We start from the raw sequence: 22,386 nt of genomic DNA, 5'->3' as shown, positions 1-22,386 counted from the left end.
TCTAGTTATCCAAAAGACCGCAAAAGTTCCATCCTCCAGGCGCTTTCGTTCAAATTGGCCAAATAAAGATCAGATGATTCCTTGACTTACTGAGATGACCGGGGTCATTCTGTTGAGGCAGGGGTTGCGGAAATCACACCAGGCAGGCCACGAGGACGTCGCCGGGCAACCCTTGTCCCCAGCTATGGAAGGACATCATCGTGTCGAACAACCGCGTTACCGGCCGCCTGCTGACAGCGGCAGCGGTGGCAGCCCTCGCCGCGGGCACCTTGAGCGCCTGCGGTTCAAGCGCAAATTCATCATCGGATGCGGGCAAGGAAGCCTCCTCGATGTACACCTGGATTACCAACGAAAACGACCGGGCCCAGTGGCAGGCTTTCGTGGACGCGGCCAAGAAGAAAGACCCGGCGTTCAACCTCACGCTCGAGGGCCCCAGTTTCAACGACTACTGGACAAAAGTGAAGACGCGGTTGTCCAGTTCAGGCGCACCCTGCATCATCACTACGCAGGCAGCCCGCGCCCAGGAGCTCAAGGACCTGACGGTGCCGCTCGATGACATGGTCAAGAGCAACAACATTGACGTCTCGATGTACAACAAGGCGATGATCGATGGCCTGACGGTTGACGGAAGCCTGCGAGGGATCCCGTATGACGCCGAACCGGTGGTCCTCTACTACAACAAGGATCTCCTGTCCGCAGCAGGCGTGAAGGAACCGACCCTCAATTACACCACCGCCCAGTTCACCTCCGACCTGAAGGCATTGACGAAAGACGGCGTCACGGGCCTGGCCGTCCCGCCGGGCTTCGGCTCTGGACCGGGCCTGCCATTGGCTTTTGCCAACGGCAACGAACCGGTCAAGGACGGAAAGCTGGACCTGACCAACCAGGGCTTGGTGCAGGACCAGCAATTCGCTTTTGACCTGGCGGCCAAGGAGAAAGTGGCCACCGCTCCTCAGGCATCGGACGGCACTGATGTTCCGGAGCAGCAGTTCATGAGCGGCAAGGCAGCCATGATCATCGACGGCCCCTGGATGTACGACACACTGACGACGAAGACCCAGGGCAAGGTGGGAATCGCCGTGGTTCCGTCCACTTCGGGAAAGAGCGTCGGCATGATCCAGGGATCCGCCTTCGCCATCGCAGCGTCCTGCAAGGACAAGGAAGCGGCCTTCAAGAACATCATGAAGATTACGACGCCTGAGGTGGTTGGAGCCGTTGGGGCAGCCCGCGGGACGGTGCCGTCCGTGGAGTCCGCGGTCAAGGACTGGGCCGGCAACAAGCCTGCTGCCGACGTCGCCGTAGTTGAAGCATTGCTGAAGTCCGGGCGCCCCTTGGTTACTACGCCCACCTGGAACCAGGTGGAAACAAACTTCACTCAGTACTCCGGTGACGGGTTCCGCGGCAGCAAGTCCGCCCAGGAAATCCTCTCCACCATCGCGAACTCCGCCAAGTAATCCTCCCGGGGCAGGTTCCCCGCCCGGAGCCTGCCCCGCTCATGGAATAGGTCAACGATGACTGCTCTACCGACGCTCACCGTAAAGAACGCAAAGAAGCCTGCCAGGGTGACTGGCCACGGAAAGCTCGCCGCGGTTTACCTCGCTCCCGGCATGCTCGGGTTCCTGATCTTTATTGTGGTGCCGCTCGTCGCCTCCCTGGTGATCAGCCTGTTCGATTGGCCGTTGTTCGGCGCAGCAAAGTTCGTGGGGTTGGACAACTACGTCCGCATGCTTAGTGGGGACCCCGTTTTTTGGACCGTGTTGGGCAACACCCTGTTCTTCGCTGTCTGTTACACCGTGTTGAACCTGGTCCTGGCGCTGGCGTTGTCCACATGGCTGCACAACCTCGGCAGCTGGGGACCGTTCTTTCGTGTGCTGTTCTTCATCCCGGTAGTCACGCCAATGGTCGCCAACGCGCTCGTGTGGCGGCTGATGCTCACCGATGACGGTGTGGTCAACAGCTTCCTGGCAAACTTCGGCATCCACGGACCGTCCTGGCTCAGCAACAGCCAGCTGGCCATGGGCTCGCTGATCGCCATGTCCGTATGGCAGGGCATTGGCTACAACATCATCGTCCTGGGCGCGGGGCTCAACGGGATTTCACCAAACCTGCTGGAAGCAGCCCGCATTGACGGCGCCGGGGCGTGGCAGCGCTTCTTCCGGGTTGTGCTGCCGATGCTGTCGCCGTCGCTGTTCTTCTGCACGGTGATGACCATCATCGGATCCTTCAAGGTCTTCACCCAGCCGTACCTGCTCACGCTGGGCGGGCCCGGTGAATCCACCAACACCATCGTGCTCTACCTGTACCGCAACGGATTTTCCTTCGACAAGCTCGGCTACGCATCAGCGCTGGCTTGGGCGCTGTTTGTGATCGTCATGCTCATCACGGCACTTCAGTTCTCCCAGCAGAAGAGGTTGGTCAACTATGACAACTGAAACCATGGCCAAGGGCACCCTGAACACTGGAGTCCAGAAACGGCAACCCCTTGCCCGTCGCAGGAAGAAGCGGCCCGGTACATACATCAGCAGGGCAGCCATCATCCTTGCCGGTCTCATTTTCTTCTTCCCTTTCCTCTGGATGGTGGCCACTTCCCTGAAGCCGACCTCCGAAGTTTTCTCCACGGGTTCAAACTTCCTGGCTTCCCGCGTGGAATGGTCAAACTACGTCACCGCCTGGACTGCCATACCGTTCGCACAGGTGATCTTTAACAGCTTCCTGGTGTCCATTGCAGGAGCGGCCTTGACCACCGTGGTGTCGCTGCTGTCCGCATACGCTTTCGCGCGGTTGCAGTTCAAGCACCGCGACAAACTGTTCCTTGTCTTCCTTGGAACTTTGGTGCTGCCGCAGGAGGTCCTGGTGATCCCGCTGTACATCATGATGAACAAGCTGGATCTGGTGAATTCAATCCCAGCGCTCATCGTGCCGTTCGCTTTCGGTGCATTCGGAGCGTTCCTCATCCGACAATTCCTGCTTTCCCTCCCGGTCGAATTCGAGGAAGCTGCCCGGATAGACGGTGCGGGATCCATCCGGATCCTGTGGAGCGTCATACTGCCGCTGGTTCGCGCACCGCTAGCAGTAGTGGCTGTGTTCAGCTTCATCGATTACTGGAGCAGCTTCCTCTGGCCTCTGATCGTCATCAATGACGTTTCAAGGGCCACCATTCCGCTCGGCCTGTCAATGTTCTCCGGCGAGCGCGGGACGGACTGGGGACCCTTGATGGCCGCGGCCACCACGGCCGTGATTCCCAGCCTGCTCGTAGTGATCCTCCTGCAGCGTCAGCTGGTCAAAGGTGTCAGCATGGGCGGCTTCGGTGGCCGTTAGGCAACACCCCTTACGACTTTCAAAAAACAAATCCCAAAAGAACTGGAGTGAAGCATGACTGACAGTACGGCCACGCCTGAAGAATGGAACAAGTTGTCCCGGCCTGTGCCGGATTGGTTCCAGCACGCCCCGTTCGGCATCTTCATCCACTGGGGCGCCTACTCCGTCCCCGCCTGGGCAGAGCCGATCGGCGCGCTCGGCACAATAGACGACCACGAATGGTTCAAGCACAACCCCTACGCGGAGTGGTACTACAACACCATCCGCATTGACGGCAGCCCTGCCCAGCAGCACCACAAGGAAGAGTACGGCGGGGAGGACTATGACGCGTTCCTGGACCAATGGAAAGCCGAGCAGTTCGATCCGGCGGACTGGGTGGAGCTGTTCAAATCCGCCGGAGCGGATTACGTGGTTCCCACCACGAAACACCATGACGGCATCGCCCTCTGGGACGCCCCGGGTACGGGGGAGCGGAACACGGTCCACCGCGGACCGCGCAGGGACCTGATCGGTGAAATCGCGCGTGCCGTTGAGGACAAGGGGCTGAAGCTGGGCCTGTACTACTCGGGAGGTCTGGACTGGCACGTACGTCCCTTCCCGCCCCATACCACCAGCGAAAGCGTCCACGACACCTCCCGCCCCAAGGATGCCGGCTACGCTGAATACGCCTACAACCACGTGGTGGACCTGGTGGACAAGTACCGCCCCCACGTCCTGTGGAACGACATCGAATGGCCCGACGCCGGCAAGCACTTTGGCGAGCATGGGCTGGGAACGTTGTTCCAGCACTTCTACTCAGCAGTCCCGGACGGTGTGGTCAACGACCGCTGGGGCGCCACCCACCAGGATTACGGCACCAGCGAGTACGAAGCCGCCAGGGAAAACGAGTCCGAATCCGAGTGGGAGAACTGCAGGGGCATCGGGTTCTCCTTCGGATACAACCAGGTGGAAGGTCCGGAGCAGTCCTTGACCGGACAACAGTTGGCCCGCCACCTTACGGACGTCGTCTCGCGCGGCGGCCACTTCCTCCTGAATGTCGGTCCGCGGGCTGACGGGACCATCCCTGAAATCCAGCGGCAGGCCCTGACCGGCCTCGGGAAGTGGATGGCCGCCGCAAAGCAGTACCTCGTGGGGGCACGTCCTCTCCAGGACGGTACCGCGGCAAGCGGCGACGACCCCTGGATCCGCTGGGTTGACCGCGGAACGGAGATCGTGGCCTTTGTTGACTCGCTGGGCGATGGAGCGGAGGCCGCCTTGAAGCTGGACGCGGTTGGGTTCGACTTGGCGCAAGCATCGGTGGAGGGGCCCGGCGGAACTGTCGAGGCCGCCGCGGAAGGACTAAAAGTCACGCTGTCACCCGACCGGCCAGGCCCCGCCATCGTCCGCATCCCCCGGACGTAATCCCGCAAAGTACCTCAACGGCGGCGGCCGTGCCACCAAGGGCGGCCGCCGCCGTCGTGCCTTGCCTCCCGGCGGATGACTACGTGTACATCAGCGAACCCGGCGTGGTGAGCTTCTCGCCGGTTTCCAGCCACGTCTTGAGGCCGGACAGAATCATCGGCCAGCCGCCGTAGAGCTGTTCGTTGGCGCCTTCGCGCAGGTCGCTGTGGGTGACGGTGAGGTGGCAGGAGTCGCCCACCGGCTCAATTTCCCAGGTGATTTTGGATGTGCCCTCGGCCTTGACGTCCTCGCCCCACAGTGCGCGCATGGTCTGAACCAGCCGGCGGGGTGGGTCCACCTCCACATTTTCACCTTCGCCCAGCGGTGCCCCCGCCTTCGGGTTGCCCATGACAAACCGACCGCCGGGGGACCAGTCGGCCTCGAGGGTATTGCCGAACTGGTACTTGCTGCGGATGTCGCTGTCCGTGATGGCTTCCCAGAGCCGTTCGGGCGTGGTCTTGATGTAAATCTCGAAGATCTTTTCCATGGGACTTTCCAATCTGGATTTGAGGTCGCTTAGGGCAGCGGCCCATGGTTCTGCGTATTTGCTGACCCAGCGGTCGTGGACCAGCCGGATGGGAACCGGATTCAGGAAGTGCAGCTTTTCCCGTCCGCGACGACGGGTGACCACCAGGCCGGCGTCCTCCAGGATGCGGAGGTGCTTGGCGATCCCGAACCGGGTCATGTCGAACCGTGCCTCAAGTGCGCTCAGGGTCTGCCCGTCCTCGCGGAACAGCTCATCGAGCAGGTCCCGCCGGGTGGGGTCGGAGAGTGCCTTGAACACGTCGTCCATGGCAGCAATGATAGGTGACTAAATGGTCACCTATCAAGGGGTTTTTGCAGCAGGGTTCAGTTCCGGGACGCCAGGTTCCTGTCGCGCTCCTCGAACACCTCATCACCCGGGCCTGAGAAGGCGCGAGACCGCTCAACGGCCTCAATGGATCCCGTGAACAGCTGCGACTCATGCGGATCCGCGGCATGCGGGCCGGCGGCAGCGGGCGAACCCAGCCCCCGCAGTGGTGTCCGGCGCCGGGTGCCCATGCCGCCGTCGTCCGCTTGATTGCTGTCCGCCGCCTGCTCCCAGCGCTGGTGCGGAAGGGCCTCCGGGTGGTTCTGCTGGAGGAAGGTGACCATGGTTTCGCGCACCAGGCAGCGCAGGTCGAAGAGCGCGGCGCTGTCCGCAGCGCTCACCAGGATCCGGACCCGGACAAAGCCGCCGGTCGCGTCGGTGATCTGCAGGACTCCCACGCGTTCGTCCCACAGCTCGGTGCCGGCCAGGGCCCGGCGGAGCTCGGTGCGCATGTCCTCCACGGGGGCGCGCCAGTCGAGGTCGAACTCCACGGTGCCCATCACCTCCGACTGGCGGCGGGTCCAGTTCTCGAAGGGCGTGGTGGTGAAGTAGGTGGAGGGCAGGATCAGCCGGCGGTCGTCCCAAAGGTGCACCACCACATAGGTCAGGGTGATCTCCTCGATCCGGCCCCACTCCTTCTGCACCACCACCACGTCATCCACGCGGATGGCATCCGTGAACGCCAGCTGCATGCCCGCGAAGACGTTCACCAGGGACGTCTGCGCGGCCAGGCCGGCGACGATGGAGATCACGCCGGCGGACGCCAGCAGTCCGGCACCGAGGGCTTGGATGGCGGGGAAGGTCAGCATGGCAGTGCCGACGGCGAGCACCACCACCAGCGCCACCGCGATCCGGCGTGCCAGAATCATCTGCGTGCGCAGCCGCCGTGCCCTCCGGTTGTCCGCCACGTCCACGCTGTGCCTGTTCAGCACCACGGCCTCAATGATCAGCAGCACCGCAATCACCAGCCAGGCCACCGCACCGATGAGGGCAATCAGGAGGAAATGGTCGACGCCGGCATGCCAGCTTTCGCTGCCCGCCGTCAGCCCCAGCGCGGCGCGGACGCCCACCAGGCACAGTGCCAGCCGCAGCGGCTGGCGGGCCACTCGGGAGGTGGCCTGCAGCTCGGGCCGTTTCCGGTTCAGGCGGAGGACCACCTTGCGGAGCAGCCAGGACAGTGCGAGGCCGGCTACCACCGCCAGGGCCATGGCGATAAAGGGCAGGGCAGGATTCAGGACATCTAGCATCCTTTAAGGTTTATCAACCGGTGGCGGGGCCTTCGAAATCGGGCCGCCGGCCGTGGCGTGTCCGCACCCGCGCCTACGGCCCCAGGGGAAGGAGGAGCAGGGCCAGCAAGGCTGGAACCGTGGCTGCGAGGGTCCCTGGCACGCTCTCCCACTTCCTGGGGTAATGCCCCTGGAGGTCTGCCAGCAGCATGGTGGGGGCGGTGAGGACCATGTTGGCGCAGCAGTAGACCACCAGCGTGTAGCCAACCACAAGCTGTCCCGAGTTGGCGGTGACTACCCCGGCGAGCACGCCCAGCGCAATCACCAGGTTTTTGTACCCGGTGGGAATGGCCCACATCATCACGGCGGACACATTCTCAGGCGGTGTGCTCAGGAACTTCTGCGCCCACAGGTTGCGGCGAAGTAGGAAGCTCTCCAGCGGAAACACGAAGATATAGATGACCGCGGCAAGTACCGCGAAGACCTGCGATACAGCATTCATGCTTCGAAGATTAGGAGCGTCACGGCAGTTGCTCCATCCCCACGTAAGGGGATTGCGGAGCCGGGCCACCCGACGGCACCACCCAACTGCGCCACCCAGTCCGGTCCCCTGCGGGAAGAACGCGGGTAGCCTTGGGCGCATGCAGAAGATATCGATCGACGCGCTGGCCCGGCAGCAGCTCGAGGCTGCCCTTACCTCCACCAACGGCCGTGCTGCCGACACCGTCTACGGCGGCCATGAGAAGATCCTCCGGCAGACGGTCATGGCCATGAAGGCCGGAACGCAGCTGAGCGAGCACCAGAACCCGGGTGACGCCACGGTCTTCGTGGTCCAGGGCTGCGTGAGCCTCAAGGCCGGCGGGGAGACCTGGCAGGGCAAGACCGGCGACCTGCTGATTGTCCCGCCCGGCCTGCACAGCCTGCACGCCGAAGAGGACTCCACCTTCCTGTTCACGGTGGCCAAGTACCGCAACTGAGCCCGTGCTGACGGCGGTCAGCGCACTGTCAACGGGCAGGGACGCCGGGTGCTGGACCTGCAAACCATTCCGCTATCGTGCGGATGCGATACCGAACGAAGCGGCCACCGCCAGCATGGTGAACACCGTCTGCGTCTTTTTCAGGGGTGTGGCCGGCGCCACTCGAATGGCGCCGGCCGCCTCCGGCTCAGCCAACAGTGCCCTCAGCCGCGGCGACGGCGCCGGGATGTCGACCGTCCTGAGCTCCCGGACCTGCAGCAACAGATCCCAAAGAACTGGATCGTCCGTGCGGGCGGCCCCTTCCAGCAGTTCCTGGACAGCGCGCTCGTCATCCAGAATGCGTTCCTGCAGGGCCTTGTCTTCGCCTGTCATGAAAGTCCTCCAGTGATGAGGTGCGGAGCATGTGCAGCCGGCAGGGCGCGCAGTGCTGCAGTTGCTTAACAGCCCCGGGATCCGGCGCACGATCTCTCCCTTCAACTCCACCGAAAGGGTCCGACAATCTCCGGATGGTCGGCAGGTAGGCGCTGCGCCGGAACATTGGATGTCCCGGCGCAACCGCACGTCGCTGGCCGCTACCGCTGTCCGCCGTGCTTGGCGCCGTTGCCGGCGCCCTGGTGGGCGCCGCCATTGGAGGCGGGTGCACCCTGGCGCTGCTCCTTTACCTGCTGCTGTTGCACATGCCCCTGTTCGGAGGTGGCAGGGGCATCGCTGCCGTCGCCGCCTCCGGGTGCAGCAACAGTGGCGCAATAGGCGTCAACGCCGTCTTCCCCGCCGGCTGCGCGAACCAGGGCCGCGTAGGCAGTGGACGTGGTACCCAGGCCGCCATTGCTGAACGCGTTGCACAGTCCAAAGGCGGCAGGGCCGAATGCGTCTGGTCCTGCCGGAGTGGAAGTCTGCGATGGTTCAGGATCAGCCGTTTCCGTGGGCACGGGCTCCGGTGATTCGGTTTCCGTCGCCGTTGGTGTCGGATCCGGAGCCTCCGTCTCGGTTTCCGTGGGCACGGGCTCCGGTGATTCGGTTTCGGTCGCAGTGGGGCTTGGCGACGGTGACTCAGTTTCGGTTGCCGTGGGGCTCGGCGACGGCGATTCCGTTTCCGCAAGGACCGGTGGCGTGTCCGGCGATGACTCTGCCATTGCGGCAACGCCTGTGCCGCCGACCGCCAAGGCGCCTGCCGCGAGCACTGTCATGGCCAGCTTGTTACCTGAGAACGTGAAGAAAGACATGAGACCCTCCGTTGACGAATTTTCTCGATTGCGTTCAACATCCGCGGAGTTGCCCCCGCACTTAGTGAATCGAAATCCGGGTCACGGAGGTTACGGGTTTCCAAGAATCTTGTGACTGATTTGTCATATGTTCATCTCCGCCCGAGCTATTCGACGATGCCGTCGGCTAGGCGGGATCCTCCACCTTGTCGCTGACAGGGCGGGGCTCCAGCCAGATCCGCTCGCGCGGGCCCGGCGGGTAGGCGTACCTCTTCCCGGCCAGGGTGATGACGAACGCGGCGATCACCGGGATGGCCGCGGCGGCCGGAACCAGCAGCGGGCCGCCAACCACCAGGGCGGCGGAACCGTAGAGGGCGCCGACGGTGATGCCCAGCTGGATGGTGAGGACGGTGAGCCCGTTGGCCGCCTCGCTGTATTCGCCGCCGGCACGGAGGATCGCGGACTGGTTGTAGATGCCGATGGCACCCAGGCCGGCTCCCCAAACGGTCATCAGGACCAACGCGACGGGAAGGTTCCCCACCGCGAAGGGAAGGAGGAACATGGATGCGGCGATGGCCGCCGTCGTAATCAAGAGCGAACGCCGGGGCCGCGAATCCACGGTCATGCCGGCGATCCAGATGCCCAGCAGGCCGGAACCGCCCAGCACGGTGAGGGAGAGGCTGGTGGCGTAGTCCGGCAGGTTCGCTTCACGGATGAACGGCGCGATGTACGTGAACAGTGCGAAGTGGGCCAGAACCAGGAGCGGCCAGGCAATCGCCACCGACTTCACGCCGGGCTGGCCGATCGCCTTGCGCAGGGACGGACGGGCGGCGTCACTGATGCGCTGGACCCGGGGGAGCAGCCAGAACGCGAGAACGGTAAGCACCACACCAAATCCGGCGAGCACCATGAACGCGGCACGCCAGCCCAGGAACCCTCCCAGGGCCGTTCCCACCGGGGCCCCGATGGCCAGGCCCAGGCTGTTGCCGCTGAACACGATGGCCAGGGCCTTGCCCACCTTGTCCGCGGGCACCACCCGCGACACGAACGGCGCCATGGTGGTCCAGAGCAGGCCGTGGGCCAGGCCGCCCACCAGCCTGGCGATCATGGCGGAGGTGAAGTCCGGGGCCAGTCCCACCAAGGCGTTGCTGAGCGCAAATGTCAGGACCAGGCCCACCAGCAAGGCGTGCCGCGGGATCTTCCCCAGCAGCCGGGCCGCCGGAACCACCGTGACCACAATGACCGCGGCATAGGCTGCCGCCAGGTATCCGGCAACCGGCTCGGACACGCCCAGGCCGGTGCTGATCTGCGGCAGCAGCCCGGACGGGAGGAGCTCGGTGGTGATGGCAGTAAACGCGATGGTGGCCAGGACCACCATCGCGGCGTAGGGAAAACGGGTAGGGGACGGCGCGGAAATCGCGGAAGACATGGGGGTGCGGTCCATTCAAGGGGAGGGCTTGGAATGCGGCTCGGCTCGCCGGACAATTCCTCCATTAAATTTACCGGACCAAAGTGACTGTCACAGACGTGACACGGTCACCCGCGCACCCGCCCGCGGCGACCTGCCTTGCGCTTCATAACCGGCCCGAACATGGCTACCGGGTACCGAAATCGGTGTCCGTGTAGGCCCCGGGCCGGCGGGCGGCGCCTTGGCAGGTGCAGCTGCCCTGCACTTCGATGCGCACCGCGGCCGGTACACCCGCTTCGACACGCAGGTTCAGCGGTTCAGCATCAGCAGCGGCGATGCGCAGCACTGGTTCGTGGGAGGAGATGGCAGTCATGCGGTTGTCCTTTTCCTAGGTGAGGTTTTGGTTGAGGCGGGAATCGAGCAGGCCTGCTGCCAGTGCCGGAGCCAGCCCGGGGGCAAGCGGAAGGCGCGGGACCACCAGGCAGTGCCACAAGTGGTAGATGTCTGCCTTCCCGGACCAGACAGTCGAGCTGACGTTGCCGTTCTCGTCCAGTTCCTGCTTCCAGGATCCGTGCTCGTAATCGATGAACCAGTCGCGGGCATGGTCCCAGATCCGCTCATACCAGTCCGCGTACTTCTTCTCGCCGGTGGCAATGTAAAGCGCTGCCGCGCCTCCAATGGCCTCCGCGGGAACCCAGCGGATGCGGGTGGTGACAACAGGCTTGCCTTCCCAGTCCACTGTGTACACAAACCCCCGGTGGCCGTCCGGTTCCCACGCGTCGCGGATGGCGGCATCGAACAGGCCCCGGGCATCGTCGAGGAGCCAGGCCGGGACGTCCAGGCCGCGGGCCTCGAGCCCGGCGCGGAGGTGCAGGAGCAACCGCGCCCACTCCACCCAGTGGCCCGGGGTTCCGCCGTAGGCCCGGAACTGGCTGGCCTGGTCATCGGTGTTGTACTCCGGCATCGGGTTCCACTCCGGGTCGAAGTGCTCAAACACCCGGTAATTGTTGTTGCGCGCAAAATCGTGGATGAGCACCTCGGCGATGTGCAGCGCCCGCTCGATCCAGCGGTTCTCCCCGGTTACGTCCGCGACGATCAGATAGGCCTCCACGGAGTGCATGCTCGCGTTGCCGCCGCGGTAGGCCTCCGTTTCGGTGAAATCCCGGTTCCAGGAGTCGAAGCACATGTTGGCTTTGCGGTCCCAGAATTTCGTGTCGGCTATCCGGAGCGCTTCGTCGAGCAGTTCCCGGGCCCCCGGGCGTCCGGCGGCAACGGCGCTGGCGGCAGCCAGGAGCACGAAGGAGTGCTGGTAGCCGGACTTGGTGTCGTTGACCGGGCCGTTGGTGTCCACCTCGGCGTACCAGCCGCCGAATTCGTCATCGTGGAGGACCCCGTTGAGTGCGTTGATGCCGTGGTCCACGAGGGTGGCAGCACCCGGCCGTCCCATCAGTGCGGCGACCGCGAAGCTGTGCGTCATTCTGGCGGTGATCCACAGATGGGTCGGCTTGTCGGCGAACACCTTGCCATAGTTGTCCAGCCAGCCGAAGCCGGTGGATACCTTTGACGCCTCTGCGAAACGGATCAGCCGGTCGGTTTCCGCCTCAAGCCATCGTGCGTGGGCGGCACTGTCGAGCCAGGTCATGTCATGTCCTCTTTCTGGTGAGAATGTGAATGTCGGGTCAGGCGGCGGCGTCAAGCACGCCGCGGATGATGGTGGCCGCCGCTCCCAGGTAGGCCAGGATGATCAGCAGTATCTGTGCGGCGCGGGCGGGGACGAACTTCGAGGCGAGGTCGCCCAGCACCAGCCCGGCCAGGCACGCCACGGCGACAGCCGCCCACATGGCCAACGGCATCACGGGGAACGTCGCCGGGGCGGTAATTGCTTTGGAGATGAGCGAGAACGTGCCGATGGTGAAAAAGTACGGCTGCATGGTGGCCGCGAAGGACTTGTGCTGCCACCGGGTGGCGATGGAGTACATGCTGACCGCCGGACCGCCCACCCCAGCCGCCGTGTTCATGAACCCGCTGAGGCCGCCGGCAGTGAAGAGATAGCGGCGGCGCTCCGGCAGGGTGGCGGACTTCAGGACCAGCAGGACAGTCAGCCCGGCGGCCAGGAGCACGCCGATGGAGATTTCCAGGACCGGCGCCGGAATGAGGCGGATCAGGAACGCCGCCGGGATGATGCCCAGCAGTGCCGAGGCCGCGAGCAGCAGGTAGCGCTTCCAGTCGATGTCCTTGACCACCCGGAAGATGATGGCCCCCGCCGTCACGGCGCCGCATACGTTCACCAGCACCACGCCTTCCACCGGCCCCAGCAACAGGACCAGGAAGGGGGCGGCCACCAGGGCGAAGCCCATTCCGGTGATCCGTTGCATCCCTGCTCCCATGACGACGGCGCCCAGCACCAGCCCGGTGGTCAGCATTTACGGCCTCCAGGCCACGTACTGGACCTCCTCGAACTCCTCCAGGCCGAGGCTTGATCCTTCCCGGCCCAGGCCGGACTGTTTGGCACCGCCCATGGGGGCGAAGGCTACGGAGGGGAGGGGGTCGTTCACGCCGACGATTCCTGCTTCGAGCTGCTCCGGGATGTCCCAGCCGCGCTTGGGGCTGCCGCTCCAGACGTAGGCGGCCAGGCCCATCTCGGTGGCGTTGGCCTTCCGGACGGCTTCTTCCTCCGAGGAGAAGGTGACGACGCCGGCTGCCGGGCCAAAGACTTCCTCGGTCACCAGGAGTGCGTCGTCGGGGACGTCGGCCAGCAGCGTGGGTGCCATGAAGGCACCTTCGCCGGGTACGGAAGTGCGCTGGGTGACCTGGCGGGCGCCGCGCTCCAAGGCATCGTCCACCATGGCCTGTACCGCGGACACACGTTCGGCGTCGATGACCGGACCCAGGTCCGGGACCGGTGCGCCGCCGTCGGGAACGCCGTGGCCGATGCTCATGGCGTCAAAGCGTGCGCCCAGCTTCTGCGCGAACTCCTCCGCGATGCTGTCCTGGACCAGGAAGCGGTTGGCGGCCACGCAGGACTGGCCGGTGTTGCGGAGCCGCCCCAGGACGGCACCCTCCACGGCGGCGTCCAGGTCGGCGTCCTCGAACACGATGAACGGCGCGTTGCCGCCCAGCTCCAGCAGCGGCCGGACCACACGCTCCGAGGCGGATGCCATGATCTGCCGGCCCACCCCGGTGGACCCGGTGAAGCTGACGGCGCGGACCGCCGGGTGGGACATCAGGGCGCCGGTGATTTCGCGGGAGGGGCCGTGGACCAGGTTGACCACGCCGGCTGGGAAGCCGGCGTCGTGCAGGACTTCGAACAGTCCGGTGGCAGCCAGCGGGGCTTTCTCGGACACCCTGCCCACCACGGTGCAGCCGGCCGCCAGCATGGCGGCGAGCTTGCGGGCCTGGATGGAGACCGGGAAATTCCACGGCGTCAGGCTGAGGGCCACGCCGATGGGTTTCCTGGTGCTGAGGTGCCGCCGGCCCTGCAGCTCAGGCGGGCTGACGGTGCCGGTGGCCCGGCGGGCTTCCTCGGCGAACCAGCGGAAGTACTCCACCGAAAAGTCCACCTCGCCCTGTGCCTCCGGGAGCCGCTTGCCGGCTTCCAGCGCCAGGGTGTGAGCGAGTTCGTCCCGGCGTTCGGCCAGGAGCTCGGCTGCGTTGCGCAGCAGGTCCGCCCGCTGCCGCACCGTGGAGCGGGACCAGGAACCGAAGGCTTCCGCGGCGGCATCCGCGGCCTTGGTGGCGTCCCCGGCGGTTCCCCAGGCCACCTCGCCCACGGTGCTGCCGTTGCCCGGGTCAGTCACGTCCTTGGCGCTTCCGGCGGTGTGCCAGCTGCCGTTCACAAGGTGCCTGGCCGATTTGAGGTTCATCAGTGTTGCCTTTCGTTGGCTGGAAGGGGACTGCCGCCCGTGGAGCCGCGTGTCGTCGTCGTACTCATCCCTTGCTGGCTCCCGCCGTGATGCCGGCCACGAAGTAGCGCTGCAGGAAGACGTAGGCCACCACCACGGGCAGCGACGCCAGGATCACGCCGGCGAACAGGAGCGGGTAGTTGGTCTGGAACTCACCCTGGAAGCTCAGCAGTGCCAGCGGCAGGGTGCGGTTGCCGGGGGTCTGGATGAACAGCAGCGGGTACAGCAGCTCGTTCCAGTGGATGACGAACAGGAAGATCGCAGCAGCGGCGATGGAGGGTGCGGAGAGCGGCAGGGCGATGGAGGAGTAGGTCTTCCAGGGTCCGCTGCCGTCGATGGAGGATGCTTCGTAGAGTTCCTTGGGCAGCGTCCGCATGAACCCGCCCAGGATGAAGACGGCGATGGGCAGAGTGGACACGACGTTGGCCAGGATGAGCCCGGCCAGGTTGTCCAGCAGTCCGAGGCGGCCGAAGAGCACGTAGAGCGGCACCATGTTGGCCTGCGCGGGGATGGCCATGCCCAGGACCAGGAAACCGAAGATGGCCCAGGCCATGAAGCCCTTCAGGCGTGACACTGCGTAGCCTGCCAGGCTTGCCAGGAACAGGGTGAGCGGAACGGAGATGCCGGTGACGATCACGCTGTTCATGAAGGACGAGCCCAGGTTCTGGCCGCCCACCACCTCGGCGAAGTTGTCCGGGGCGAGGGAGCGCGGAAGGCTGAACGGCCCGGCGAAGAGTTCCTGCGTGGACTTGAAGCTGCCGAAGGCCACCACGGTCAGGGGAATGATGATGATGACCGCGTAGATGGCCAGGATGGCGCGGCGGCTGAGTGAGGCGAGCATGCTGCTAGTCCCCCTTCGGGGTCAGCCGGAGCAGGCGGCGCTGGAGCCAGGTGACCAGGGCGATCATCGCCATGAAGATGATCGACTGGGCGGCGGCGTAGCCGAACTCCGAGTTGGCAAAGGTGCTGTAAATACGGGTGGACAGGATGTCCAGGGAGCTCTTGGGCGGGTTGCCCGCGATGCCCAGGATCAGGTCGAAGGCCTTGAAGGACTGCACGGTGGTGTAAGCCACCACGATGGAGGTGGCCGGGGCCACGAACGGCCAGGTGATGGACTTGAACTGCTGCCACTTGTTGGCGCCGTCCATTTCCGCCGCTTCGTAGAGTTCCTTGGGGATGGCCTGCAGCCCCGCGATGTAGACCACCATCATCTGGCCGGAGTGGAACCACACCTGGGTGACGGCCACCCAGTACAGGGCCTGGGCGTCGTTGCCGAGGTAGGCGCCCCCGTCCACCCCAACGGTGCGGAGGACTGAATTGGCCAGCCCGAAGTTGGGGTCGTAGATGAACTTCCAGATGAAGGCCACCGACACCGAGGACAGGATGGTGGGGAAGAAGAACAGGGCGCGGAGCAGGATGCTGCCGCGAGAATTCTTCGTCAGGAGCAGTGCCAGCACCAGTGAGAACACGGTCTGGGCGATCACCACCAGCAGAACGAACTTCAGGTTGTTGGTCAGGGCGTTGGTGAACAGTGAGTCCTTGGTGAACGCCCGGATGAAGTTGTCAAGGCCCACGTAGTTGAACGCCGCGGAAAAACCGTTCCAGTCCGTGATGGCGTACTGGAACGCCTGCAGCGTGGGCATCACCAGGAAGAAGGCGACGACGGCGACGGCGGGCAGCGGGAAAAGGTACAGTGCCGGATTCACCCGGGTGGGGGAGCGGCGGCGGACCTTGGCAGGGTTTGCTGGTGCCGGGCTGTCCGTCGCTTTGCGTTTGGCAGCCGTTCCGGGATGGATGCTCATAGCCGTTCGTCAACAACCTTCTGGGCGGCAGCGGCTGCCTGCTCCGGGCTGGTGCCGGAGATGACGGCCGTGGCGCTGGCCTCCACCGCGTTGCGGACATCCAGGTTGTTGAACTGGAACCTGGCGGCGAGCGCGGTCTTCTTCTGCAGCCAGGGGCTCAGGCGCTTCAGGTCCGGGTTGGTGTACTCCACCTTGTCCACGGACACGTGCTGGGCCGTCTGGTTGGCGTAGTAGCCGGCGTTCTCCGGCTCGGAGAGGAAATCGATCCAGGCTGCCGCGGCCGCCTGGTTCTTGCTGGCCGAGTTGACGCCCAGGATGAACGTGGCGTTGTAGGCCCCCTCATACTTGCCCTTGCCGTCGGAGGTGGTGTTGGGGAACACCAGGTCGATGGGGAACTTGGCGCCCAGTCCGCGGACCGCGGCGAGGTGGTAGGAACCGGTGGCCAGCATGGCCGCCTTGCCCTGGGAGAACAGGTTCTGGGCCGGCTCCACCGCGGTGCCGGTGGCGTTGGGCTGCACGAACGGCTTCAGGTCCTTGTACTGGTTGAGCATCTTGATGAACCAGTCGTCGGTGCACTTGAGCTTGCCCTGCTCGATCTGGGCGCACATGTCGTCCACGGGGGCGTTGTTGGCAATCATGCAGTTGAAGAGCTGGCCGCCGTTTCCAACGTCGCCGCCGGGCCAGGAGATGGGGATGACACCGGCGGAAGCGAGTTTTTCACACATGGCAAGGAAGGCGTCCCAGTTCTTGGGGGCGATTTCCGCGCCGGCTTTGTCGAAGAGGTCCAGGTTGGCCATGGGCATGGGGAACACCACCTGGTAGGGCAGGCCCAGCTGGCTGTCACCGTTCTGGCCCGCCGAGAGCAGGCCCTTTTGGTAGTTCTTTACCGCCTGGCTGTCCTTCAGATCGGTGTAGATTCCTGCCTCGGTGAAGTTCTTGAACTGTGCGCCGCGGAAGGTGGCAAACGCGTCGCCAATGGAGCCGCCGCGCAGCTTCTGCAGTGCCTGGGCGTTGTAGTCGTTGGAGGTGGAGATGTCCTGGGCAACCTCAACGCCGTCGTGCTTTGCCGCAAAGCGCTTGATCAGCTCGTCAAACACGGCCTTGTCCTCGCCGCGCCAGTGCGCGAAGGACACCTTGCCGGTGACGGCACCGGCGGAGGGGGCCGCCGGTCCGGACGCGCCGGCCGGCTTGGTGGAACCGCCGGGGCCGGCGCACGCTGCCGCGCTGGCGCCCAAGCCGAGGGCTCCGAGAAGGGCCATGGCCTGCCTGCGTGAAATCTGACTCACAATAATCTCCTCGTTGAGTGTTTGCTATGCCTTGTTGCTTGACTGCAAAAATTGCTTGACTGCGAAAGGGTCACCGTCCGGTGACAGGAACTCCGGTGGCGGGCTAGGCGTGGCTCCTTTGGCTGGAGACGACGTCATCCACTACGGCACAAAGGCGCTGCAGCCGCCGGACGGCGTCAGTAGACAGGGATTCGACGACGTCGGGCGCGCCGATGCAGGACGCCCAGACGGCGCGTCCGGAGAGGAAGCCGCTGGCACCTTCCAGGCAGGCCCACCGGACGGCGTCCGGGAAGACATCCTCGGGAACACCGGAGGAAAGGACCACCCAGGGGCAGCCGTCGATGGCTTGGGTCAGTTCGGCGCAGGCCGCGCGGACCTCGTCTTCGGAAGCCTGCCCCTTGAAGGGGACCTCGGCCTTGTAAAGGTCGGCGCCAAGGCTGCCCAGTTCCTTGGCTGCGGCCAGGATTCCGGCGTTCCAGTCGAAGTCTCCGCCGGCGAGGGGCTTGCGGGAGACGGGTTCGATAATGCTGATCAGTCCGGCGGACCGGCAGCTTTCGACGAATTCCCGGACCATCGCCACGCGGCCCTCGGCGGGCTCATCCGGACGGTAGAGGACCAGGAGTTTCAGGGCCTTCGCACCCAGGGCCTTGTACTTGTGCGGGTCCACCAGTTTGTCGATGGTTACCTCGCCCACCAGCTCACCGTGCGCGGACTCGAAGTGGTCGGCGGAGGCGATGAGCCCGCAGCTGGGGTCGACCACACCCGCGTCGATGGCCTGGTCCAGGGCGAACTGGCGGTCGATCAGGATGCCTGACGCGTAGGGGCTGAGGATCCGGGCGGCTTCGAGCTTGAAGTTGCGCAGGTCCTCGTCGGTGACGGGCTGGTCGGTGTGCTCGGCGAACATGTTGCGCATTGCTTCACGCTGGTCCACGGCGAGCATCGCGAAGGCGCCTGACGGGCGCTGGAGGGGGGAAAGGTCTGTGGAGGTCATGGGCTGCTTCTTTCAGCTGGTTCAGATGGATGCTGGGACGGAATCGATGGTCTGGTGGGGGATGGCGGAGCGGCCGTCGAGTCCGCCGCAGGAGGCGGAAGCGGTGCGGCCGGCGAATGCTGCGGCCTCCACGAGGGGAAGTCCGGCGGCGACGGCGGCGAGCAGGGCGCCGTGGTACACATCTCCGGCGCCGAGGGTGGAGACGATGGTTGCTGGGGTGGCCGGGACGTGGACGGGTTCGCCGCCGCGTTCCAAGACCCAGGCACCGTCGGAGCCGGCGGTGGCGACGACGGCGGAGGCGCCGCCGTCGAGCGCTTTCTGCAGGAGCGCTGCAGGGGAGAGGTCTTCGCCGTACTCTGCACGGAGCCTTTCAATGGTTGGGACGTAGAGTGCGACGCCGCGGGGACTGAAGTCCGGAATCGGATTGCCGGCGTCGACACTGATGTTCAGTGTCCCGGGGCGGCCGGACGCGTTGGCCACGGCGTTCCAGCCCAGGTGGTCGGTGTGCACCCACGCCGCGGACCGCAGCAGGTCGGAGAAGCGGCTGCCTGCGGGGAAGCTGACCGGCGGTACCGGGCGGGTGACGATGGCCCGGCTCTCCGTGGCCCTGCTGACCACGATCACGCTGGCACCGGTCTTGACGCCGGCGTCCCGGATCACGGCGGACGTGTCCACGCCCTCGGCCTCCAGGCCGTGGATGATGCGGTCACCTTCCTCGTCGGTGCCCAGGACTCCCGCGAAGGCTGTCCGTGCCCCTGCCCGGGCTGCCGCCACAGCTGCGGTGGCCGCCGGGCCACCCCCTGCAGTCGCGAAGTCCATGGCGACCGTGCGGCTGTCCGCGGCCGGGTAATCCTGCACCAAGGCAATGGAGTCAAGAGTGGCGCATCCTACGAAGAGCAGGGTTCCAGTTGTCGGTTGGGGCACGATCCACCTCGTTGTAGTTCCGGCTGGTACTGAAGAAATATACACACGCTATGTTGGAAAAACAACACTTTCTGTATAGTTGTGTTTGGGATGCAACGCCGCGGTCCCCCCACTCAACGTAGAGAAACGGAGCAGCTCATGTCAGTGCCTACTGCGGAATCAGTACGGACTATCCGGTACGGCCTCATCGGAGCCGGCCACATGGCCCGCGAACACGTCAGGAATCTTGCCCTGATCCCGGGAAGCAAGATCACCGCAGTCTCGGATCCCACGCCGTCTTCCTTGGAGGAGACGGCCAGGGAGATCGGCTATGAGGTGCAGACCTTTCCCACCCACAACGAGCTGCTGGCCTCAGGGCTGGTGGATGCGCTGGTCATCGCCAGCCCCAACGACACGCACCTGGGAATCCTGAAGGACATCTTCGCCAGCGGAACCAACCTGCCCGTGCTCGTGGAGAAGCCCGTCTGCACCAGCGCCGAGCAGGCCGACGAACTGGAGGCGCTCGCCGCCAACTACCCCGCGCCGGTCTGGGTGGCCATGGAGTACCGCTACATGCCCCCGGTGCAGGAAATCATCCAGGCAGCGCACGGCGGCAAGTTGGGCAACATCCACATGCTCTCCATCGTGGAGCACCGGTTCCCGTTCCTGCACAAGGTGGACGCATGGAACCGCTTCGCCGAACGGACCGGCGGCACCCTGGTGGAAAAGTGCTGCCACTTCTTCGACCTGATGCGGCTCATCCTGCAGGACGAACCTGTCCGCGTTTACGCCAGCGGCGGGCACGACGTGAACCATATGGACGAGGTCTATGACGGCCGGGTCTCCGACATGGTGGACAATGCGTACGTCATCGTGGACTTCAAGGGCGGCCGCCGGGCCATGCTGGAGCTGTCGATGTTCGCTGAGGGGTCCAAGTTCCAGGAGCGGATCTCCATCGTGGGGGACGCCGCCAAGATCGAGACCCTGATCCCGGTTGCGGCCAACCACTGGATCCCCGGTGACGAGGCGGAAGCAACCGTTGAGTTCAGCCCGCGGTCCCCGCTGGGTCCGGAAAAGCATGAGGTTCCGGTGGATGAGGCCGTCCTCGCAGCGGGTGCCCACCACGGCTCCACCTACTATGAGCACCTGGGCTACCGGAAGGCCATCCTGGGCGAAGGGCCCGTGGAAGTCACCGTGGCGGACGGGCTCCAGTCCGTGCGGATGGGCCTGGCGGCCGAACGCTCTATTACGGAAGGACGCCCCGTGGAGCTTGGCAATGCCGCCGTCGGGGTACGTTCATAAGAAGATACCTGTTGGAATTGCAACATCCCGCCAGGCTGCGGCCCGGCACATTGGGGAAGGGAAGAAGGGGTTATGAGCACCGCACGGAAAGAGGGTGCGCTGACGCCCCGCCAGCGCACCATCCTGGACGAACTGGGCAGGCGCGGGTTCATTTCCACGACCGACCTGGCGGAGACGTTTGCAGTTTCGGACATGACGGTCCGGCGGGACACCCGCGTGTTGTCCAAACTGGGCCTGGCCAGGGTGGTCCATGGCGGCGTCAGCGCCGTTGACGGCCACGGCCAGAACGCGGACTTCGCGGCCCGCGTCCGGGAGGACTCGGACGCGAAGCTGAGGGTGGCGCGGGCCTGCGTGTCTTTGATCGGGGAGCGGGACGCGATCATCCTCGACGCCGGCACCACCACCTACCAGATCGCGCAGCAGCTCCCCACGGCCTTCACCGGCACCATCATCACGCACTCCGCGCCGGCCATCCAGCGCTGCCTGCAGCTGACGGCGGCACGTACCATCTGCCTGGGCGGGGAGTTGCTGCTGGACAGCCAGGCCTTCAACGGGCCCATGACAGTGAGCGCGGCGGCCGGCCTGCGCGCCAAGACAGCTTTCATCGGCGTATCCGGGATCCATGACGAGGCGTTTTATATTGAGCGGGACGTGGAGCGGGCTACTAAGATCGCCCTTATGAATTCGGCGGAACAGGTAGTGGTGGTGGCCACCCACCAGAAGATGCTGCGGTACGCGCTGGCACGGCTGGCAGCGTTCGATGCGGTGGACATACTGGTGACCGATGCGCCGCCGCCCCAGGAAATCGAGAACGCGCTGAGCGCCGCCAACGTGAAGCTGATGGTCGCCGCATGAGCGCCCGGCTGCGGGTGTGCCTGCCGGACCAAAGGCTCATCGATGCGCTCGAGCCGATGGACGGCGTCGAGTTTGTCCGCTGGGACCTGACGGGGCCCGCGCCGGAAGGGCGGTTTGACCTGTTGGTGCCCGCCTACATGGGCAAGCCAACGGCGCTCGCCGCGCTGGAGGGCGTTGAGGTCGGCCTGGTGCAGAGCCAGTCCATTGGGTACGACGGCGTTGCCTCGGTTTTGCCGGCGGGCGTCACCTTCGCCAACGCGGCGGGGGTCCATGAAACGTCGACGGCGGAACTCGCCGTGGGCATGATGGTGGCCTCCCAGCGCGGGATCCCGGACTTCGTCCGGAACCAGGAGGCCGGGACCTGGGACAACAGCCAGCGCCCCAGCCTGGCCGACCGGCGCGTGCTGCTGGTGGGCTATGGGGGAGTGGGCAAGGCCATCGAGGCGCGGCTCCTGCCGTTCGAAACGGAAGTCACCCGCATGGCCAACCGTGCCCGGGAAGACGAACGCGGCACCATCTACGGGATCGACTCGCTCTATGAACAGCTGCCGCTGCACGAGATCGTGGTGGTCAGCGTTCCCCTGAGTGAGCAGACCGAAAAGCTGGTGGATGCGAAGTTCCTGGCGGCCATGCCGGACGGGGCCTTGCTGGTCAACGTGGCCCGGGGCCCGGTGGCTGACACCGACGCGCTGCTCGCCGAGGCCTCATCCGGCCGCCTCCGGGTTGCCTTGGACGTGACCGATCCGGAACCGCTGCCTGCCGGCCATCCGTTGTGGACCACCCCCGGCGTGCTCATCACCCCGCACGTGGGCGGCGCCAGCTCCGCCATGTTCCCCCGGATGGTCCGGCTGCTCAGGAAGCAGATCGGGCTCCTGCTCGAGGGCAGGGACCCGGTGAACGTCGTCCTCCCGTAACCACGGCCCT

The 22,386-nt window shown here is 65.2% G+C and carries 23 protein-coding genes; 8 read left to right on the top strand and 15 right to left on the bottom strand.

The window, feature by feature from the left end; translation table 11 throughout:
* The first annotated feature begins 200 nt into the window (after positions 1-200).
* From FBY30_RS01770 to FBY30_RS01755, 4 genes are read left to right on the top strand one after another with little or no spacing between them, the layout of a single operon-like run.
* Positions 201-1,454, top strand: a complete 1,254-nt coding sequence (locus FBY30_RS01770) for an ABC transporter substrate-binding protein (protein WP_235009300.1) — start codon at positions 201-203, stop codon at positions 1,452-1,454.
* Between the two features lie 57 nt (positions 1,455-1,511).
* Entirely contained in the window at positions 1,512-2,432 is a 921-nt protein-coding gene (locus FBY30_RS01765) for a carbohydrate ABC transporter permease (protein ID WP_235009299.1), read from the top strand.
* Positions 2,422-3,318, top strand: a complete 897-nt coding sequence (locus tag FBY30_RS01760; RefSeq protein WP_142130900.1) for a carbohydrate ABC transporter permease — start codon at positions 2,422-2,424, stop codon at positions 3,316-3,318. The genes FBY30_RS01765 and FBY30_RS01760 overlap by 11 nt, the downstream gene beginning before the upstream one ends.
* 54 nt (positions 3,319-3,372) lie before the next feature.
* A complete protein-coding gene (locus FBY30_RS01755; RefSeq protein WP_142130899.1) occupies positions 3,373-4,719 on the top strand; it encodes an alpha-L-fucosidase in 1,347 nt (448 codons plus the stop codon).
* Between the two features lie 79 nt (positions 4,720-4,798).
* Here the strand turns inward: FBY30_RS01755 and FBY30_RS01750 are convergent, their stop codons facing one another.
* The 3 genes from FBY30_RS01750 to FBY30_RS01740 all read right to left on the bottom strand — a co-directional run bounded on the left by FBY30_RS01750 (position 4,799) and on the right by FBY30_RS01740 (position 7,336).
* Entirely contained in the window at positions 4,799-5,551 is a 753-nt protein-coding gene (locus FBY30_RS01750) for an ArsR/SmtB family transcription factor (protein WP_142130898.1), read from the bottom strand.
* 56 nt (positions 5,552-5,607) lie between these two features.
* Positions 5,608-6,855 (bottom strand): mechanosensitive ion channel family protein, encoded by a 1,248-nt coding sequence (locus FBY30_RS01745; RefSeq protein ID WP_235009298.1) that lies wholly within the window; start codon positions 6,853-6,855, stop codon positions 5,608-5,610.
* 73 nt (positions 6,856-6,928) lie between these two features.
* Positions 6,929-7,336, bottom strand: coding sequence for a DUF1304 family protein (locus tag FBY30_RS01740; RefSeq protein ID WP_142130897.1), 408 nt, complete (start codon positions 7,334-7,336; stop codon positions 6,929-6,931).
* 139 nt (positions 7,337-7,475) lie between these two features.
* Here FBY30_RS01740 and FBY30_RS01735 point away from each other — a divergent pair, with 139 nt between their 5' ends.
* The gene (locus FBY30_RS01735) at positions 7,476-7,811 is read left to right on the top strand and encodes a cupin domain-containing protein (protein ID WP_142130896.1); all 336 of its coding nucleotides are present in this window, start codon (positions 7,476-7,478) and stop codon (positions 7,809-7,811) included.
* Positions 7,812-7,883: 72 nt separating this feature from the next.
* Here FBY30_RS01735 and FBY30_RS01730 read toward each other — a convergent pair whose 3' ends face one another.
* The 12 genes from FBY30_RS01730 to FBY30_RS01675 form a co-directional block, all read right to left on the bottom strand.
* Positions 7,884-8,183 (bottom strand): hypothetical protein, encoded by a 300-nt coding sequence (locus FBY30_RS01730; protein WP_142130895.1) that lies wholly within the window; start codon positions 8,181-8,183, stop codon positions 7,884-7,886.
* Between the two features lie 200 nt (positions 8,184-8,383).
* Positions 8,384-9,034, bottom strand: coding sequence for a hypothetical protein (locus FBY30_RS01725; protein ID WP_142130894.1), 651 nt, complete (start codon positions 9,032-9,034; stop codon positions 8,384-8,386).
* A gap of 166 nt (positions 9,035-9,200) precedes the next feature.
* On the bottom strand, positions 9,201-10,442 hold the full coding sequence (locus tag FBY30_RS01720) for an MFS transporter (protein ID WP_142130893.1): 1,242 nt from the start codon (positions 10,440-10,442) through the stop codon (positions 9,201-9,203).
* 166 nt (positions 10,443-10,608) lie between these two features.
* Positions 10,609-10,794 (bottom strand): hypothetical protein, encoded by a 186-nt coding sequence (locus FBY30_RS01715; protein ID WP_142130892.1) that lies wholly within the window; start codon positions 10,792-10,794, stop codon positions 10,609-10,611.
* Positions 10,795-10,809: 15 nt separating this feature from the next.
* On the bottom strand, positions 10,810-12,063 hold the full coding sequence (locus FBY30_RS01710) for an AGE family epimerase/isomerase (RefSeq protein ID WP_142130891.1): 1,254 nt from the start codon (positions 12,061-12,063) through the stop codon (positions 10,810-10,812).
* 37 nt (positions 12,064-12,100) lie between these two features.
* Entirely contained in the window at positions 12,101-12,844 is a 744-nt protein-coding gene (locus FBY30_RS01705; RefSeq protein ID WP_142130890.1) for a sulfite exporter TauE/SafE family protein, read from the bottom strand.
* The gene (locus tag FBY30_RS01700) at positions 12,845-14,284 is read right to left on the bottom strand and encodes an NAD-dependent succinate-semialdehyde dehydrogenase (RefSeq protein WP_142130889.1); all 1,440 of its coding nucleotides are present in this window, start codon (positions 14,282-14,284) and stop codon (positions 12,845-12,847) included.
* Positions 14,285-14,348: 64 nt separating this feature from the next.
* On the bottom strand, positions 14,349-15,164 hold the full coding sequence (locus tag FBY30_RS01695) for a carbohydrate ABC transporter permease (RefSeq protein ID WP_142130888.1): 816 nt from the start codon (positions 15,162-15,164) through the stop codon (positions 14,349-14,351).
* Positions 15,165-15,168: 4 nt separating this feature from the next.
* Entirely contained in the window at positions 15,169-16,125 is a 957-nt protein-coding gene (locus FBY30_RS01690; RefSeq protein ID WP_142130887.1) for a carbohydrate ABC transporter permease, read from the bottom strand.
* Positions 16,122-17,411, bottom strand: a complete 1,290-nt coding sequence (locus FBY30_RS01685) for an ABC transporter substrate-binding protein (RefSeq protein WP_142130886.1) — start codon at positions 17,409-17,411, stop codon at positions 16,122-16,124. Before FBY30_RS01685 ends, FBY30_RS01690 begins: the two co-directional genes overlap by 4 nt.
* A 103-nt stretch (positions 17,412-17,514) precedes the next feature.
* Entirely contained in the window at positions 17,515-18,402 is an 888-nt protein-coding gene (locus FBY30_RS01680) for an aldolase (RefSeq protein WP_142130885.1), read from the bottom strand.
* A gap of 21 nt (positions 18,403-18,423) precedes the next feature.
* Positions 18,424-19,326 (bottom strand): PfkB family carbohydrate kinase, encoded by a 903-nt coding sequence (locus FBY30_RS01675; protein WP_142130884.1) that lies wholly within the window; start codon positions 19,324-19,326, stop codon positions 18,424-18,426.
* A 138-nt stretch (positions 19,327-19,464) separates the two neighbouring features.
* On the opposite strand from FBY30_RS01675, the gene FBY30_RS01670 reads away from it, so the two are divergent.
* The 3 genes from FBY30_RS01670 (at position 19,465) to FBY30_RS01660 (ending at position 22,376) form a co-directional block, all read left to right on the top strand.
* Entirely contained in the window at positions 19,465-20,607 is a 1,143-nt protein-coding gene (locus FBY30_RS01670) for a Gfo/Idh/MocA family protein (protein WP_142130883.1), read from the top strand.
* A gap of 72 nt (positions 20,608-20,679) precedes the next feature.
* A complete protein-coding gene (locus FBY30_RS01665; RefSeq protein WP_142130882.1) occupies positions 20,680-21,462 on the top strand; it encodes a DeoR/GlpR family DNA-binding transcription regulator in 783 nt (260 codons plus the stop codon).
* Positions 21,459-22,376, top strand: a complete 918-nt coding sequence (locus tag FBY30_RS01660; RefSeq protein WP_142130881.1) for a 2-hydroxyacid dehydrogenase — start codon at positions 21,459-21,461, stop codon at positions 22,374-22,376. Before FBY30_RS01665 ends, FBY30_RS01660 begins: the two co-directional genes overlap by 4 nt.
* Positions 22,377-22,386: the final 10 nt, after the last annotated feature.

Source organism: Arthrobacter sp. SLBN-83 (assembly GCF_006715285.1).
GTDB lineage: Bacteria > Actinomycetota > Actinomycetes > Actinomycetales > Micrococcaceae > Arthrobacter.
Note: the sequence above shows the minus strand (reverse complement) of the source record. Positions and strands in the feature narration are given on the sequence as shown.

Coding starts and splice junctions, on each gene's coding strand:
- FBY30_RS01765 (WP_235009299.1), top strand. CDS start 1,512: ATGACTGCTCTACCGACGCTCACCGTAAAGAACGCAAAGAAGCCTGCC.
- FBY30_RS01680 (WP_142130885.1), bottom strand. CDS start 18,402: ATGACCTCCACAGACCTTTCCCCCCTCCAGCGCCCGTCAGGCGCCTTC.
- FBY30_RS01720 (WP_142130893.1), bottom strand. CDS start 10,442: ATGTCTTCCGCGATTTCCGCGCCGTCCCCTACCCGTTTTCCCTACGCC.
- FBY30_RS01750 (WP_142130898.1), bottom strand. CDS start 5,551: ATGGACGACGTGTTCAAGGCACTCTCCGACCCCACCCGGCGGGACCTG.
- FBY30_RS01740 (WP_142130897.1), bottom strand. CDS start 7,336: ATGAATGCTGTATCGCAGGTCTTCGCGGTACTTGCCGCGGTCATCTAT.
- FBY30_RS01725 (WP_142130894.1), bottom strand. CDS start 9,034: ATGTCTTTCTTCACGTTCTCAGGTAACAAGCTGGCCATGACAGTGCTC.
- FBY30_RS01660 (WP_142130881.1), top strand. CDS start 21,459: ATGAGCGCCCGGCTGCGGGTGTGCCTGCCGGACCAAAGGCTCATCGAT.
- FBY30_RS01755 (WP_142130899.1), top strand. CDS start 3,373: ATGACTGACAGTACGGCCACGCCTGAAGAATGGAACAAGTTGTCCCGG.
- FBY30_RS01715 (WP_142130892.1), bottom strand. CDS start 10,794: ATGACTGCCATCTCCTCCCACGAACCAGTGCTGCGCATCGCCGCTGCT.
- FBY30_RS01695 (WP_142130888.1), bottom strand. CDS start 15,164: ATGCTCGCCTCACTCAGCCGCCGCGCCATCCTGGCCATCTACGCGGTC.
- FBY30_RS01735 (WP_142130896.1), top strand. CDS start 7,476: ATGCAGAAGATATCGATCGACGCGCTGGCCCGGCAGCAGCTCGAGGCT.
- FBY30_RS01730 (WP_142130895.1), bottom strand. CDS start 8,183: ATGACAGGCGAAGACAAGGCCCTGCAGGAACGCATTCTGGATGACGAG.
- FBY30_RS01690 (WP_142130887.1), bottom strand. CDS start 16,125: ATGAGCATCCATCCCGGAACGGCTGCCAAACGCAAAGCGACGGACAGC.
- FBY30_RS01760 (WP_142130900.1), top strand. CDS start 2,422: ATGACAACTGAAACCATGGCCAAGGGCACCCTGAACACTGGAGTCCAG.
- FBY30_RS01665 (WP_142130882.1), top strand. CDS start 20,680: ATGAGCACCGCACGGAAAGAGGGTGCGCTGACGCCCCGCCAGCGCACC.
- FBY30_RS01670 (WP_142130883.1), top strand. CDS start 19,465: ATGTCAGTGCCTACTGCGGAATCAGTACGGACTATCCGGTACGGCCTC.
- FBY30_RS01700 (WP_142130889.1), bottom strand. CDS start 14,284: ATGAACCTCAAATCGGCCAGGCACCTTGTGAACGGCAGCTGGCACACC.
- FBY30_RS01705 (WP_142130890.1), bottom strand. CDS start 12,844: ATGCTGACCACCGGGCTGGTGCTGGGCGCCGTCGTCATGGGAGCAGGG.
- FBY30_RS01745 (WP_235009298.1), bottom strand. CDS start 6,855: ATGCTAGATGTCCTGAATCCTGCCCTGCCCTTTATCGCCATGGCCCTG.
- FBY30_RS01710 (WP_142130891.1), bottom strand. CDS start 12,063: ATGACCTGGCTCGACAGTGCCGCCCACGCACGATGGCTTGAGGCGGAA.